This window comes from Phascolarctobacterium faecium (assembly GCF_003945365.1).
GTDB classification, from domain to species: Bacteria; Bacillota; Negativicutes; order Acidaminococcales; family Acidaminococcaceae; genus Phascolarctobacterium; species Phascolarctobacterium faecium.
Map to the genome: position 1 here is coordinate 893,742 of NZ_AP019004.1, position 14,728 is coordinate 908,469.

Sequence of the window (14,728 nt, forward strand, 5' to 3'; positions counted from 1 at the left end):
AGAAAACTATGTTTGGGAAAAATAAAAAAGATGTAGTAGCAGTCAGCACCTTGCCTTTGGAAGAATTTGAGTTTTTGCTTGGAAGAAATTCGATCCTGTGCGGCAATTTGCAGACTAAGGGCGCATCGCGTATTGATGGCCACTTTAAAGGCATTATTGTTTCGGAAAACGATGTTTTAATCGGGCCCAACGGTGTGATAGAAGCGAATATTTTTGGGGAAAATGTTACTGTGGCCGGGAATGTTACAGGTAATATAGTGGCCCGCGGCACTTTAGAGATTTTAGCCTCTGGAGTTTTAAACGGTGATATTAAAGCGGGAAGTTTAGTTGTTGAGCCGGGGGCCGTTCTGCGTGGCAACATAGGCGGCATCGAAGGTATTGAAAACCCTGAGCTGTCTCAGGCTGGCGTTTCTGAGTAATAATAGAATTTTGTTTTTACAAATAGCTGATTCGAGAAGAAATGCTTGACACTGTGAGCGGCAATTGATAATATTATAGCTACCTAAATTTATATTTAAAATGACGATGACCGGAAGTAGTAAAAGTACAGAGCTCACAGAGAGGGTATGCCAGGCTGCAACGTACCTAGCTTTATGGCTTTGAAGTCGTCCGTGAGTCGGTAGGCTGAAATCAAAGTAGGTTTATCCGTTAGCGCACGTTACGCGTTTCAAGTGTCCGGACTAAACTTTGATTTAAGTCTGGGAAAATAGGTGGTACCGCGGAGTTTTTCGTCCTGTTCTTAATTTGGAACAGGACTTTATTTATTTTTAGGAGGCAGTAAAATGGCAGAAGAACACAATATTCCTAAAGTTTATGATCCGGCTTCGGTCGAGAAAAAATGGTATAAATATTGGGAAGAACACCGTTATTTCCATGCTGAGGTAGAAGCAGATAAAAAGCCGTTCAGTATTGTTATCCCCCCACCGAATATTACCGGTCAGCTGCATATGGGACATGCGTTAGATAATACTTTACAGGATATTTTGATCCGCTGGCATAGGATGATGGGCGATAATACTTTATGGATGCCCGGTTATGATCATGCGGGGTTGGCTACTCAGATCAAAGTAGAGGAAGTTTTAAAAAAAGAAGAAGGAAAGACCAGGTATGACTTGGGCCGTGAAGAATTTATTAAACGTGTCTGGGAATGGAAAGATAAATATGGTGACCGTATCATCGAGCAGTTAAAAAGCCTGGGTGTTTCCTGCGACTGGGAACGCAAACGTTTCACTATGGATGAGGGCTGTTCACAGGCAGTTCGTGAGGTTTTTGTTTCTTTGTACGAAAAAGGGCTTATTTATCAGGGCAGCCGTATTACTAACTGGTGTGTTAACTGCAATACTGCTTTAAGTGATATTGAAGTTGAACATGAAGATGATGCCGGAAATTTGTGGTATGTCCGCTATCCTGTTGTTGGTGAGATGGAAACTTATCTTACGATAGCCACTACACGGCCTGAAACGATGCTGGGTGATACTGCTGTTGCAGTCAATCCTGAAGATCCGCGCTATGGTCATCTGGTCGGTAAAATGCTGCAGCTGCCATTAACCGAACGTCAGATCCCCATTATTGCTGACAGTTATGTCGATTTAGAATTTGGTACAGGTGCTGTAAAAATTACTCCTGCTCATGATCCTAATGATTTTGAAATGGGTATGCGTCATAATTTAGAGAGTATCGTAGTTATCGGTATGGATGGCTATATGACTGAAGAGGCCGGCAAATTTGCAGGCCAGGAACGTTATGAATGTCGTAAAAATCTGGTACACGAACTGCAGGAAAAAGGTTACTTAGTAAAAATAGAAGAGCATAATCATGCTGTAGGCCATTGTCAGCGCTGTCGCAGTGTAATAGAGCCGTTGGTTTCCAAACAGTGGTTTGTAAAAATGGAGCCGTTGGTAAAGGCGGCTGTAGATTGTGTTGAAGACGGCAGAACACAGTTTGTTCCAGAACGGTTTACCAAAACTTATACCGGCTGGATGGAAAACATTCGTGATTGGTGTATTTCCCGTCAGATTTGGTGGGGGCACCGGATTCCTGTGTGGTATTGTGATGCTTGCGGCGAAGTTATTGCATCGCGCGTTGATATTGATAAATGTCCGAAATGCGGTGGTGCGGTACATCAGGATGAAGATGCTTTGGACACATGGTTCAGTTCAGCTTTATGGCCGTTCTCTACTATGGGCTGGCCTGAAAAAACAGATTTGTTAAAGCAATTTTATCCAACCAGTGTTTTGGTGACAGGTTATGATATCATTTTCTTCTGGGTTGCGAGAATGCTGATTATGGGTATGGAGTTTATGAAGGATATTCCTTTTGATAAAGTCTTTATTCATGGTTTAGTGCGTGACAGCCAGGGACGTAAAATGAGTAAATCACTCGGCAATGGTATCGATCCGCTGGAAGTTATTGAAAAGTACGGCGCTGATACTTTAAGGTTTATGCTGATCACAGGCAATACTCCTGGTAATGATATGCGTTTTTACTGGGAACGCGTAGAAGCAACACGCAATTTTGCTAATAAGATCTGGAACGCATCACGTTTTGCTTTGATGAATATGGAAGGTTATGATGCAGAAGCCAAGCAGGCTCCATATACACTTGCTGATCAATGGATACTTTCGCGGCTGCAGCATACGGTTAAAGATGTTACTGAACTTTTGGGCCGATTTGAGCTGGGTGAAGCAGGGCGTCTTATTTATGATTTTATCTGGAGTGAAGTTTGTGACTGGTACATTGAACTGGCTAAGCCGCGGCTTTATAATAAGGAAGATCCTGAGGCAAGAGCTACGGCACAGCATGTCCTGGCAGAGGTGCTGACATCGGCTATGAAGTTACTGCATCCGTACATGCCGTTTATCACTGAAGAAATCTATCAGTGTCTGCCGCACGAAAGTAACAGTATCATGATTGCACCATGGCCTATTGTTGATGAGAGATTGTTTGATGATAAAGCAGAAACTGGTATGACGGCAATTATGGAAAGCATTAAAGCTATTCGTAATATGCGTGCGGAAGTCAATGCTGCTCCAGGCAAAAAGGTGCCGGCTATTTTGTTAGTGAATGCAGAACTGCGTGAGATCGTTGAAGCCAATAAAAATTATATCAATTTGATGGGCAGTATCGATGAGCTTATAATTGATGATATTGGGGCTGGCAAGCCTGAAAATGCTATGGCCGCTGTTATTGCCGGAATCGAGGTATATTTGCCTCTGGCAGGATTGATCGATGTAGAAAAAGAAACCCAGCGTCTTAATAAAGAACTGGAAAGTATGGATAAAGAAATCAAACGTGTTACCGGTAAGCTAAATAATGCAGGCTTTTTGGCAAAGGCTCCGGCTGATGTAGTTGAAAAGGAAAAGGCTAAAGCAGAGGAACTGAGCGGTAAAATGGAAGCCGTGAAAGAACGTCTGACTTATTTGGCAACTTTAAAGTAACAGCCGAAGCGGCGCGGATACTCCGCGCCGCTTTTTGTGTTTTTACTGTCGTAATTAATTGGAGGTTAAAATGAATTATCAGGAGACATTGGCATATCTGGATAGTTTGGGGAAATTTGGCATTCGTTTGGGAATGGAACGTATTGAAGGATTATTGCGGGAATTAGGGAATCCTGAAAGAAAAATAAAGACCATTCATGTTACAGGAACAAATGGCAAAGGTTCTGTCAGCAGTATGATAGCGAATATTTTGCTTGCTGCTGATTTGAAAACAGGTAAATTTACGTCACCGCATTTGGTAAAGTATAATGAAAGACTTGTTATCAACGGGCAGGATATTGATGATTATAGTTTTGCAGTTCTGATTACTATTGTGAAAAAGGCGGCAGACAGTGTGGTGGCAAAGGGCATTTGTGAGCAGCCGACACAGTTTGAGGTTTTGACTGCTGCTGCTTTTATGTATTTTGCTTTGGAAAATGTAGATTATGCAGTCATTGAAGTTGGCATGGGGGGACTTTGGGATTCAACTAATGTTATCATTCCGGTAGTTTCTGTTATTACTAATGTCAGTTTGGATCACACTGATCGCTGCGGTGCGACTGTAGAACGGATTGCGATGCAGAAAGCAGGAATTATTAAGGAAAATGTTCCGGTAGTAACGGCCGCAGATGGAGATGATGCATTGGGACCGATTAAAGCTGTCGCGATGTTCAAGCAGTCCAAATTGTATATTTATGGCAGTGCTTTTTGGGGCACAGAAGTGAAAAGCACTATGGAGGGGCAGACTTTTACTTTGCATGCAGGTGAGTATTATAGTTCTGACTACAATATTAATTTGCCTGGCGAACATCAAATAGCGAATACATCTTTAGCTGTAGTTGCTGCTAAACTTGTCTCCAAACAGGATGACAGGATCAATGAATTAGCTTTGCATATTGGTGTTGCTAACACTATTTGGCCAGGCAGACTAGAGCGTATTTCTCAAAATCCTGACGTGATTTTGGATGGAGCTCATAACCCGGCTGGAGCAGATGCTTTAAGAAATGCTCTCGATAAATATTATCCGCAGCAGAAAAGGACGTTTGTTTTTGGGATGATGGGTGATAAGGATATGAAAAGCGTCATAGGGAAGCTTTTCAGACCTATGGATACAGTTTATACGGTAAAGGCAGACGAAGGTGGCAGAGCAGCATCTGCTGAAGAATTGGGCAGCCTTATTGGAAATCAGGCTGAAGCTATGAACAGTTTGGCATCTGCGTATGAAGCCGCTGTAACCGGAGCTGATGCAGACAGTGTAATATGTGTATGCGGTTCCCTTTATTTGGTAGGGAATTTTAAGAATATGCTTTTGAAAGCGAAAGCTGGGTGTCATTGATGACTGCTGCAGCCGTAAAATATGCCAATTTAGAAAAATATGTATATTGGCTGTTGTTGGCGACAATAGCTGTTATCCCGCTGCAGCAGGAAGTTTCTTCGGCAATGGTGGCAGTCACTGGCTTCAGTGGCTTTATTGTTGCGTTTTTGCGGCGCCATGAAAAAAGGAAGCCTGTTTTACCACGTTTTGTACAGATTTTATTATGGTTACTGTTATTACTTGGTTATTGGTCGCTGCATAATTCAGCTGATGAGGTATTGTCTACCTACAATTTTATTTATGTTGTCGGTCAATACGCGCTATTGGTCTGGCTGATTTTGCATTATGCTGTTGATAAAAAAACATCTGCAGCTAGTGACTTGGATTTGCACAAGTGGCATGAGTGGCCCAGGCCTCTGCAAATAATAAGTGTGTTTTTGGGAATGTCATTGTTTGTTTCGGTATATGGCATTGTACAGCATTTTACTGGGGTTGTACCTACTGAGGCCTGGGTTGATAATGATGCTTTTCCGGAATTGAAAACACGTGTTATTTCCACTCTGGTCAATCCGAATATTTTGGGCGGATATCTTGTACTGGTTATTTCATTGATTACAGGATTGCTTAGTACAAGTAAAGAAAAAATGTGGCAGCTGGTACTTGGCAGCGGAATTTTAATAGCCGGGCTTTGTTTGCTTTACACATATTCACGTGGGAATTGGGTTGCTTTAGCTGTTGGATTATTGTTGTTTTGCGTATGCTTTTGCCGTCGGGCTTTATTGCCTCTCATAGGCATTGGTATTTTGGGAATGTGGTTTGCCCGTGGCGCAGTATGGCATAGGATAATTTCTATTTTTGGGACTGAAGATACTTCTGTTGCTCTTAGATTTGCCTATCTGGAAAGTACGTTATTTATTATTAAAGAACATCCGTGGGGTGTTGGCTGGTATGGATATCAGTTTATTTATCCGGAATATGATTTTTATCTTAACAATCCTGACGTCATTATGTATCATTGTCATAATTTATTACTGAATATTACGGCAGAACTGGGTTGGCATGGATTGGCAGTATTCTTGCTTTTATGGTTCTGTATTATCTGGAAAGCTGCTGAATTGGCCCGTTTTGGTAAAAGCAGATGGCTTCAGGGTTTTGGCAGAGGTTATTTAATGGCGTCTGCAGGTATTTTAGTGGGCGGTTTGACTGACCATGTTTATTTTAATATGCAAATGGGACTTTTGTTTTGGCTTTTTGCAATTTTAATAATGGTCTGTTCAGAATTTAACAGAAAATTAACAAAAGCATAACCATAAGAGGAAGATTTAGATTTAGCTTTACAGGAAAAACTTGGCAAGTTACAATAAATTCAGGGAAATATGGAATCGTAGGGGGAGCGGAATGAATTTAAATGACGTGCGAAAACTTTTAGACGCTAAAATATGCGTAGGTGAAGAATATCTTGGTCGGCAGGTTGAAACCTGTTGCGGGTCTGACCTTATGAGCGATGTCTTAGCCTTTACAAAATGTAAAACTCTGCTTTGCACAGGGTTGGCTAATATGCAGGTTATAAGAACAGCGGATATGACTGATTTATGCGGTGTGATTTTGGTAAGAGGGAAACTGCCCGGAGAAGATATGCTGAAAGAAGCTGCCCAAAACAAACTCCCGATTATGTCGACAGAATATACATTGTTTGAAGCCTGCGGGATTCTTTATAGTAATGGCTTGAGAGGCTGTTCCAGAAAGGCGGAAGAGCAATGAGTGATTCTAAATCAGTAAAAATGCATTATGATGTTGCCGGTGACGATTTTGACAGGGCTGGTGAAGCTTCTGCCGGATTAAAGCGGTTGCTGCAGAAAATTGGCGTTCCGGCAGATATAATCAGACGTATTGCTATTGGAACATATGAAGCTGAGATGAATGTAATCATTCATGCCGGCGGTGGTCAGGTTGATGCTGAAATTTTTCCTGAAGAGACGGTTGTATATATTGCTGATCAGGGACCGGGAATCCCTGACATTAAACTGGCAATGCAGGAAGGCTGGTCTACAGCACCGGATCATGTAAGACAAATGGGGTTTGGCGCCGGTATGGGTCTGCCGAATATGATGAAGTGTTCAGATGATTTTGATATCCAATCGACAGTTGGCTCAGGTACTAATATAAAGATGAAATTCAAACATATCAGTGAAGACTTATAAGAGGGGTGATACGATGGCTGGAGGATATTTTCATTCCATACGCCTTTTACGGTCTCAGTGTCAAGGCTGTGTAACGTGCGTTAAAGCTTGTCCGACCGAGGCCATTCGTGTCCGCAATGGTAAAGCAGAACTTATAGAAGCACGTTGTATTGACTGCGGCGAGTGTTTACGGCGTTGTGGCTATCATGCTATCGTGGCGGAAACGGATAAACTGGAAGAAACTGAACAATTTAAATATAATATCGCTTTGCCTCCTCCTTCTTTATATGCGCAGTTTCCGCCTGAAACAAGTGCGGCGGCTATTTGGGAAGGGTTACATAGACTGGGATTTGATGAAATTTTTGATGTAGCAGTAGCTTCTGAATATATTTCTTTGGAAATAGCTGCTTACCTGAAAAATTATAACGGTGGCAGAAAACCTTTGATTTCCTGCACTTGTCCGGCGGTTTTAAGGCTGATTCAGGTCAAATTTCCGGAACTCATCAAACAGGTAGTGCCTGTACTTCCTCCAACAGAAGCTGCGGCTATTTATGTAAAAAATGAAGTTATGCAGCGTACCGGCTTAAAGTCTGAAGAAATAGGTGTCTGGTTTATTGCACCTTGCCCTTCTAAAAATGCTAATATCAGGCAGTCCGTTGATGTCCGGCATACACAAATCAACGGCAGTTTAAGTATTGCAGAGATTTATGGAAAAATATTAAAAATCATGGGCGGAGAGATTCAGCCGGATAAAAAGGTGACTGCTGGATCTTCTTATGGTATGAGTTGGGGCAGTTATGGTGGGGAACTGGAAGCTGCAGGAATTGAAAACGGTCTGGCTGTACACGGTATTAATGACGTGTACGACGTGCTGGAGCAAATTTCCCTGAATAAGATGCGCGATGTCGATTATGTAGAGTGTTCTGCCTGCAGTGGCGGCTGTATTGGCGGGCCGCTGACTGCTGAGAATAAATTTGTTGCTGAGAAAAATTTGAAGCTAAGGCTGAGTATTATGAGGCAGAATGAACCTGATGATCGTCTGGCTACCATGGCCCAGAGTATGATATGTGAGGATTTTCCCAAATCGGCTTCCTATGTAAAAAAATTAATCCCGCGGCCGATGATGCAATTAGATGACGATATTTTAGAGGCTATGAAAAAGTTTGAAAAGATGGAGGAGGTCCTCAGATCTTTGCCGGGGCTTGATTGTGGAGCATGCGGAGCACCAAGCTGTCAATGCCTGGCGGAAGACATCGTTCAGGGGAAAGCCAATGAAATTGACTGTATTTTTAAATTAAGGAGCAGTGTAAAACGCCTGGCACATGGTATGCTTGAACTGGCAAAGCAGATACCTATAGCCAGCGAGCCGGAAGAAGAACTGCGGGAGGATGGTGAAAGCGATGCAAGTACGTGAAGTTATTGAAACTTTAGGGTTAAAGCTGATGACACATGAGGTTCCTGTGGATGTGGATGTTATTGGTGGCTATGCCTCTGATCTTCTGAGTAATGTTATGGGGCAGGCGGCTCCCGGTATGATTTGGGTGACAATGCAGGGGCATCAGAATATAGCGGCAGTAGCTTCTTTGATTGGTCTGTCGGCAGTTATTGTGGCAGGCGATGCGCCTATAGAAGAGGATACCCTGAAAAAAGCAGAACAGAACGACGTTTTGATATTGGCTACATCTTTACCTGCTTATGATGTCATTGGAAAGCTTTATGAACTTGGTATCAGGAATGTAAAATGAAAACCGTTATCGGAGATTTTCATGTCCATACCTTGCTTTCCCCGTGTGCTGAAATCGAAATGACGCCGCATCATATAGTGATGCAGGCTGCTGAATATGGTATACAGCTGTTGGCGGTTACTGACCATAATGCTTCGGCTAATGCTGTGGCGGCGATTCAGGCTGGTGAACGTTATGGTATTAAGGTGTTCCCGGGAATGGAAGTTGAATGCAGGGAAGAAGCGCATATAGTGGTTTTGTTTGACAATTTGAAACAGCTGCGGCGGTGGCAGAAAATAGTCGATTTTTCAATGCGTGGCCTCAAAAACATTCCTGAACGGTTTGGAGCGCAATTTGTCGTTGATGATGATGATAATTTTGTTGCAGAAGAGGAAAGAATGCTTTTAGGACCATTGCAGCTATCTGCGCAGGAGGTTGTACGAAAAGTAAACGAAATTGGCGGGCTGTGTTTAGCTGCCCATATAGATAGACCGGCATATAGTTTGCTTGTACAGCTGGGATTTATTCCTAATGATATGGGCTTGCAAGGAGTAGAGATAAGCCGTAACAGTTTAGCAGAGTTGGAGCAGCTGAAATTGAAAAGATTATCTGGGAATTTACCTTATGTCACTAATTCTGATGCTCACAGAATGCTTGAATTTTTGGAAGGCCCCAAGAATAAAATTACCATTGAAGAAGCGACTATTTCAGAATTAAAACTTGCACTTGCAGGAAAAGACGGGCGTAGTTGGTTTCCGGGTTATTTTATTAATGATCTTGAATATTAGTTACACTAAAAGTATAAAGTATACACTATTCATGCTTGAAAATCATAAATAGTGTTGATTATATACGTTTTTTTTGCTATAGTAGTATTCGTACATTAAAGTTTAGGGAAATGGAGAGTGTACTATGAATATGGTTGACAAAAGATGCAGTTGCTGCGGCGGAGAAAATCCTGAAAAGGTGCAGATTGATGCTATTCTGGCTAGATATCAGGGTAAAAAAGGATCTTTGATCCCGATTTTGCAGGAAGTACAGGCTCTGTACAATTATTTGCCCAAAGATGCTTTAGAGTACATTGCTGCCAGTACAGGAACACCCATTGCTCAAATTTATGGTGTTGTTACTTTTTATTCCCAGTTTCACCTTAATCCGCGCGGGCGTAATATTATCCGCGTTTGTCAGGGAACTGCCTGCCATGTACGTGGTGGTAAAGTAATTTTGCAGACTATCGAAAAAGAGCTTGGAATTAAGGCCGGACATACTACGGAAGATCTGCGTTTTACCCTTGAGACTGTTGCTTGTATCGGCGCTTGTGGTTTAGCACCGGTTATGCAGGTTAATGAAGATACTCATGGTCGTTTGACTCCGGACAAACTGTCGGCTATTTTAGCTAAATATCAATAACAATCATGCGTGAATTGTCTTTGCATATCCTTGATTTAGCGCAGAATTCCATAGAGGCAGGAGCTCATAATGTAATAATAGAAATAAATGAGAATGAAAATGGATTTTTTGTTTTTCGTATCAGTGATGATGGACATGGTATGAGTGAGGAAATGGTGCAGAAAATTCGCGATCCCTTTGTGACTACGCGGACTACACGTAAAGTAGGTATGGGAATACCTTTTATGGACATGGTCACTAAACAATGCGGAGGACATTTGTTAATACAATCTCGTAAGGGTAAAGGTACTGTCGTAGAAGCTGCTTTTGCAAAGGATAATATTGATCGCCCGCCTTTGGGTGATATTGTATCAAGTATTAAAGTGCTGCTGGTAGGCACGCCGTATCTGGAACTGAAGTTTATCTATAAGATAGGTACATCGGGATTTGATATTGATACGAGGGTTATCAGATCTCTCCTTGGTGATGAAGCAGACTTTACCAGACCTGAAGTTTATACATGGTTTGAAGAATATTTAAAGCAGGAAATATCGCAGTTGAGGTGTGAGCAGGAGGTATAAAATGAAAACGTTGGAAGATTTGAAGGCCCTACGTGAAAAATTAAAGGCAGACATGAAAGTTCGTCAGAATGACGGCACTAAAATAATCATAGGTATGGGTACATGTGGTATTGCTGCAGGCGCGCGCGAAGTGATGTCTGCCGTTTTGAATGAGCTTGCAGTGCGTAAACTTAATGATGTTCAGGTACAGCAGACGGGCTGTATCGGTATGTGTGAGAAAGAAGTCCTGGTAGATATTGTCCGTCCTGGAGAACCTCGTATTACTTATGGTAAAGTAAAACCTGAGGACGTGAAAAAGATCATTGCAGAGCATGTTGTCAATGGCCGTATTGTTGAAGAAATGGTTGTAGGCAAAATTATGCAAGACTGATTTGATAAAATTTGGAGGGAAATCATATGCAGCACATTAGAGCACACGTCCTGATTTGCGGAGGAACAGGATGTAAATCTGCCGGTTCAAAGGAAGTACAGCTTGCTTTTAGTCGGGCTATTGAAGCTAAAGGCCTGAGCGACGAGGTTATGGTAGTAGAAACAGGCTGCCATGGTTTCTGTGAACATGGTCCGCTTGTTATAGTGTATCCTGAAGGTACTTTTTATTGCCAGGTAAAAGCTGAGGATGTAGAAGAAATAGTTGAAAGCCATTTATTTAAGGGCCGTATTGTTGAACGGTTGCTTTATCATGAACCGCTTACTCATGAAAGTATACCTAATTATTCGGAAATAAATTTTTATAAGAAACAGCATCGGTTAGTTTTAGAAAATTGCGGCGCTATCAATCCTGAACAAATTGAAGAATATATTGCTGTCGGCGGTTATGAAGCTTTAGCTAAAGCTGTAACTACCATGAGTCCTGAAGATGTTATTGAAGAAATCAAAAAATCAGGTCTGCGTGGACGTGGCGGCGGCGGATTTCCTACAGGAATGAAATGGCAGTTTGCTAAAGCGTCTGTAAGTGATAAAAAATATGTTATCTGTAATGCAGATGAAGGTGATCCTGGTGCATTTATGGACAGGAGCGTCTTAGAAGGCGATCCGCATAAGATATTAGAAGGTATGGCTGTCTGTGGTTATGCTATAGGTGCAGATGAAGGCTATATTTATGTACGTGCGGAATATCCGCTGGCCATTAAACGTCTGCGCATAGCTATTGAACAGGCTGAAGCTATGGGGTTGTTAGGTGAAAATATTTTTGGTTCCGGGTTCAGCTTCAAACTGCATATCAAGGAAGGCGCCGGTGCGTTCGTTTGCGGTGAGGAAACTGCATTGATGGCATCAATAGAAGGGAAACGCGGTATGCCGCGGCCAAGACCGCCATTTCCAGCAGTTGCCGGACTTTGGGGAAAGCCGACCAATATCAATAATGTTGAAACTTTTGGTAATGTAGCTGCAATTATTACTAATGGCGCTGACTGGTATGCTGGTTTTGGTACTGAAAAGTCAAAAGGAACTAAAGTATTTGCGCTGACTGGTAAAATAAATAACACAGGTCTGGCCGAAGTTCCTATGGGTATTACTATGCGCGAAATTATTTATGATATCGGCGGTGGTATTAACGGAGGTAAGAAATTTAAAGCAGTTCAAATAGGCGGTCCATCTGGTGGCTGCCTGCCTGAATCAATGCTTGATCTGTCTATAGATTATGATTCGTTAACAGCGGCAGGTGCTATGATGGGTTCTGGCGGATTGGTAGTTATGGATGAAGATACCTGCATGGTAGATGTTGCAAAATTTTTCCTGAATTTTACTCAATCTGAATCCTGTGGCAAATGTACTCCCTGTCGTGAGGGGACTAAGCGTATGCTGGAAGTCCTGACACGTATTACTGAAGGGCAGGGGAGAGAAGGCGATATAGAGCTGTTAGAAGAACTGGCCAGAAATATTAAAGAGACTGCTTTATGTGGATTGGGACAAACTGCTCCTAATCCTGTATTGAGTACTTTAAAATATTTCCGTCATGAATATGAAGCTCATATCAAAGAAAAACGCTGTCCTGCCGGTGCCTGTGAAAAGCTTGCCAATTATGAAATTACTGATGCATGCAAAGGCTGTGGGTTATGTGCACGCCAGTGCCCGGTTAATGCCATTTCCGGAGAAGTGAAAAAGAAACATGTTATCGATGTAACTAAATGTATAAAATGCGGTGCCTGCATGGCGGCTTGTCCGTTTAAGGCCATTACTAAGGGTTAAGGGAGGATTATATAGATATGGAAATGATTACCTTAACGATCAATGGGCAGACTGTACAGGCCCCTAAAAATGCTACTATTCTTGAAGCCGCGCGTTCTGCCGGCATTCATATTCCTACGTTGTGCTATCATTCTGAACTTGCTCCGGAAGGGGCCTGCAGATTGTGTGTCGTAGAAGCTACCGGAGCGCGTACGCTTGTAGCCTCCTGTGTTTATCCTGTTGCAGAAGGTATGGTAGTGAAAACGAATACGGATAAAGTCCGCGCAGCAAGACGAATGGTCGTAGAATTGCTGTTGGCCAATCATCCCAAGGACTGCCTTGCGTGCCAAAAAAGCGGTGACTGTGAACTGCAGAATATAGCTGCTGATTTGGGATTACGCAAGATCAGATTCGAAGGCGGAGCCCGTAAAGCACATACTATTGACGCCAGTAACCCCTGCTTAGTGCGCGATCAGGAAAAATGTATTTTGTGCGGACGTTGTATACGTGTTTGTCGTGATGTGCAGGGAATGAGCGTCTACAGCTTTGCTGAGCGCGGCTTTGACACAATTGTTTCTACTGCTTTTGAACAGGATCTTGGAAAAGTAGAATGTTCTTACTGTGGACAATGTGCGAGTGTTTGTCCTACTGGAGCTATAGTGGAAAAAGATGATACGGAAAAAGTATGGTCGGCTATCAATGATCCTGATAAGATTGTTATAGTTCAAACAGCTCCGGCAGTACGCGTGGCTTTGGGTGAAGAATTGGGTATGGAACCAGGTTCTATCGTTACAGGGAAAATGGTTGCAGCATTGCGCAATCTAGGGTTCGATAAGATATTCGATACTAATTTTTCGGCTGATTTGACGATTATGGAAGAAGGGCATGAGTTCCTCCATCGTTTGACTAACGGAGGTGTATTGCCGATGATAACCTCCTGCAGTCCTGGCTGGGTAAATATGATAGAGCTTAAATATCCTGATTTGTTACCACATCTTTCTTCTGCGAAATCACCCCAGCAAATGTTTGGCGCTATTGCTAAAACCTATTATGCTGAAAAAGCTGGTATTGATCCGGCAAAAATAGTCAGCGTTTCGGTGATGCCGTGTACTGCTAAGAAGGCGGAAGCAGCACGTCCGGAGATGAATGCTTCCGGATATCGTGATGTAGATGTTGTTATTACTACCAGAGAACTTGGCCGTATGATACGGGAAGCAGGACTGGATTTTAAACATTTGCCTGAAGACAGCTATGATTCTCCGCTGGGTACAGGTACAGGTGCTGCTGTTATTTTTGGTACTACCGGTGGCGTAATGGAAGCTGCTCTGCGTACTGTAGCTGATGTTTTAACAGGTGAAAATTTGCAGACTGTTGATTACAATGATGTGCGGGGGATGGAACAGACCCGCGAGGCGGAACTGACTATTGCAGGAAATACTGTAAAAATAGCAGTTGTTCATACTCTTGCTTCTGCACGCAAGATATTAGAGCGTATCAGAGCCGGTGAGGCAGATTATCAGTTTATTGAAGTTATGGCTTGCCCTGGTGGCTGTATTGGCGGCGGCGGTCAACCGATTCCCGTTAATGCAGAAATTAGAAGAGCCCGTAGAGAAGGGTTGTTTGATTGTGATAGTGCCAATGAGTTACGAAAATCACATGAAAATCCGGAAATTAAAGAGCTTTATGATACTTGGTTAGGTAAACCTCTCGGAGAAAAAGCTCATAGTCTACTGCATACGCACTATCATCAACAGATACGTTGAAAGTACTAATTTGATACCACAAAACACCTCTTGAGTAGTTTTGCTCAAGGGGTGTTTCTTTGTAAATTGTAAAGAAAATGCTTGCCATGTTACAGTTTTACTGATATCATATGTAGTATAGCGTTTTAAAGAAA

The 14,728-nt window shown here is 42.4% G+C and carries 14 protein-coding genes and 1 other annotated feature; all 14 genes read left to right on the forward strand.

What is annotated here, in order from left to right; genetic code table 11:
• Positions 1-8: 8 nt before the first annotated feature.
• Entirely contained in the window at positions 9-419 is a 411-nt protein-coding gene (locus PFJ30894_RS04340) for a bactofilin family protein (RefSeq protein ID WP_021718247.1), read from the forward strand.
• A gap of 97 nt (positions 420-516) precedes the next feature.
• Positions 517-739, forward strand: a binding site (T-box leader).
• Positions 740-782: 43 nt separating this feature from the next.
• Complete coding sequence (locus tag PFJ30894_RS04345) at positions 783-3,437, forward strand: valine--tRNA ligase (RefSeq protein ID WP_046430632.1); 2,655 nt, start codon at positions 783-785, stop codon at positions 3,435-3,437.
• 70 nt (positions 3,438-3,507) lie between these two features.
• Positions 3,508-4,812, forward strand: coding sequence for a bifunctional folylpolyglutamate synthase/dihydrofolate synthase (locus PFJ30894_RS04350; RefSeq protein ID WP_125669134.1), 1,305 nt, complete (start codon positions 3,508-3,510; stop codon positions 4,810-4,812).
• Complete coding sequence (locus PFJ30894_RS04355) at positions 4,812-6,098, forward strand: O-antigen ligase family protein (RefSeq protein WP_113077728.1); 1,287 nt, start codon at positions 4,812-4,814, stop codon at positions 6,096-6,098. The genes PFJ30894_RS04350 and PFJ30894_RS04355 overlap by 1 nt, the downstream gene beginning before the upstream one ends.
• Positions 6,099-6,189: 91 nt before the next feature.
• On the forward strand, positions 6,190-6,552 hold the full coding sequence (locus PFJ30894_RS04360) for a DRTGG domain-containing protein (protein ID WP_021718251.1): 363 nt from the start codon (positions 6,190-6,192) through the stop codon (positions 6,550-6,552).
• Complete coding sequence (locus tag PFJ30894_RS04365; protein WP_021718252.1) at positions 6,549-6,992, forward strand: ATP-binding protein; 444 nt, start codon at positions 6,549-6,551, stop codon at positions 6,990-6,992. Before PFJ30894_RS04360 ends, PFJ30894_RS04365 begins: the two co-directional genes overlap by 4 nt.
• A 13-nt stretch (positions 6,993-7,005) precedes the next feature.
• On the forward strand, positions 7,006-8,385 hold the full coding sequence (locus PFJ30894_RS04370; protein WP_125669135.1) for a [Fe-Fe] hydrogenase large subunit C-terminal domain-containing protein: 1,380 nt from the start codon (positions 7,006-7,008) through the stop codon (positions 8,383-8,385).
• Positions 8,372-8,716, forward strand: a complete 345-nt coding sequence (locus PFJ30894_RS04375) for a hypothetical protein (RefSeq protein ID WP_021718254.1) — start codon at positions 8,372-8,374, stop codon at positions 8,714-8,716. Before PFJ30894_RS04370 ends, PFJ30894_RS04375 begins: the two co-directional genes overlap by 14 nt.
• A complete protein-coding gene (locus PFJ30894_RS04380) occupies positions 8,713-9,483 on the forward strand; it encodes a PHP domain-containing protein (protein ID WP_021718255.1) in 771 nt (256 codons plus the stop codon). Before PFJ30894_RS04375 ends, PFJ30894_RS04380 begins: the two co-directional genes overlap by 4 nt.
• A gap of 124 nt (positions 9,484-9,607) precedes the next feature.
• Positions 9,608-10,105: an NADH-quinone oxidoreductase subunit NuoE gene (gene nuoE / locus PFJ30894_RS04385; RefSeq protein WP_021718256.1), complete on the forward strand. Its 498-nt coding sequence runs from the start codon at positions 9,608-9,610 to the stop codon at positions 10,103-10,105.
• A 5-nt stretch (positions 10,106-10,110) separates the two neighbouring features.
• Positions 10,111-10,665: an ATP-binding protein gene (locus tag PFJ30894_RS04390; RefSeq protein WP_021718257.1), complete on the forward strand. Its 555-nt coding sequence runs from the start codon at positions 10,111-10,113 to the stop codon at positions 10,663-10,665.
• Position 10,666: 1 nt separating this feature from the next.
• Positions 10,667-11,035 (forward strand): (2Fe-2S) ferredoxin domain-containing protein, encoded by a 369-nt coding sequence (locus tag PFJ30894_RS04395; RefSeq protein WP_021718258.1) that lies wholly within the window; start codon positions 10,667-10,669, stop codon positions 11,033-11,035.
• A gap of 26 nt (positions 11,036-11,061) precedes the next feature.
• Positions 11,062-12,852 (forward strand): NADH-quinone oxidoreductase subunit NuoF, encoded by a 1,791-nt coding sequence (gene nuoF, locus PFJ30894_RS04400; protein WP_046430641.1) that lies wholly within the window; start codon positions 11,062-11,064, stop codon positions 12,850-12,852.
• A gap of 17 nt (positions 12,853-12,869) precedes the next feature.
• A complete protein-coding gene (locus PFJ30894_RS04405) occupies positions 12,870-14,594 on the forward strand; it encodes an NADH-dependent [FeFe] hydrogenase, group A6 (protein ID WP_125669136.1) in 1,725 nt (574 codons plus the stop codon).
• Positions 14,595-14,728: the final 134 nt, after the last annotated feature.

Excerpts from the sequence above, each read along its gene's own strand:
- PFJ30894_RS04340 (WP_021718247.1), top strand. The coding sequence starts at position 9 with ATGTTTGGGAAAAATAAAAAAGATGTAGTAGCAGTCAGCACCTTGCCT.
- PFJ30894_RS04345 (WP_046430632.1), top strand. The coding sequence starts at position 783 with ATGGCAGAAGAACACAATATTCCTAAAGTTTATGATCCGGCTTCGGTC.
- PFJ30894_RS04350 (WP_125669134.1), top strand. The coding sequence starts at position 3,508 with ATGAATTATCAGGAGACATTGGCATATCTGGATAGTTTGGGGAAATTT.
- PFJ30894_RS04355 (WP_113077728.1), top strand. The coding sequence starts at position 4,812 with ATGACTGCTGCAGCCGTAAAATATGCCAATTTAGAAAAATATGTATAT.
- PFJ30894_RS04360 (WP_021718251.1), top strand. The coding sequence starts at position 6,190 with ATGAATTTAAATGACGTGCGAAAACTTTTAGACGCTAAAATATGCGTA.
- PFJ30894_RS04365 (WP_021718252.1), top strand. The coding sequence starts at position 6,549 with ATGAGTGATTCTAAATCAGTAAAAATGCATTATGATGTTGCCGGTGAC.
- PFJ30894_RS04370 (WP_125669135.1), top strand. The coding sequence starts at position 7,006 with ATGGCTGGAGGATATTTTCATTCCATACGCCTTTTACGGTCTCAGTGT.
- PFJ30894_RS04375 (WP_021718254.1), top strand. The coding sequence starts at position 8,372 with ATGCAAGTACGTGAAGTTATTGAAACTTTAGGGTTAAAGCTGATGACA.
- PFJ30894_RS04380 (WP_021718255.1), top strand. The coding sequence starts at position 8,713 with ATGAAAACCGTTATCGGAGATTTTCATGTCCATACCTTGCTTTCCCCG.
- nuoE (WP_021718256.1), top strand. The coding sequence starts at position 9,608 with ATGAATATGGTTGACAAAAGATGCAGTTGCTGCGGCGGAGAAAATCCT.
- PFJ30894_RS04390 (WP_021718257.1), top strand. The coding sequence starts at position 10,111 with ATGCGTGAATTGTCTTTGCATATCCTTGATTTAGCGCAGAATTCCATA.
- PFJ30894_RS04395 (WP_021718258.1), top strand. The coding sequence starts at position 10,667 with ATGAAAACGTTGGAAGATTTGAAGGCCCTACGTGAAAAATTAAAGGCA.
- nuoF (WP_046430641.1), top strand. The coding sequence starts at position 11,062 with ATGCAGCACATTAGAGCACACGTCCTGATTTGCGGAGGAACAGGATGT.
- PFJ30894_RS04405 (WP_125669136.1), top strand. The coding sequence starts at position 12,870 with ATGGAAATGATTACCTTAACGATCAATGGGCAGACTGTACAGGCCCCT.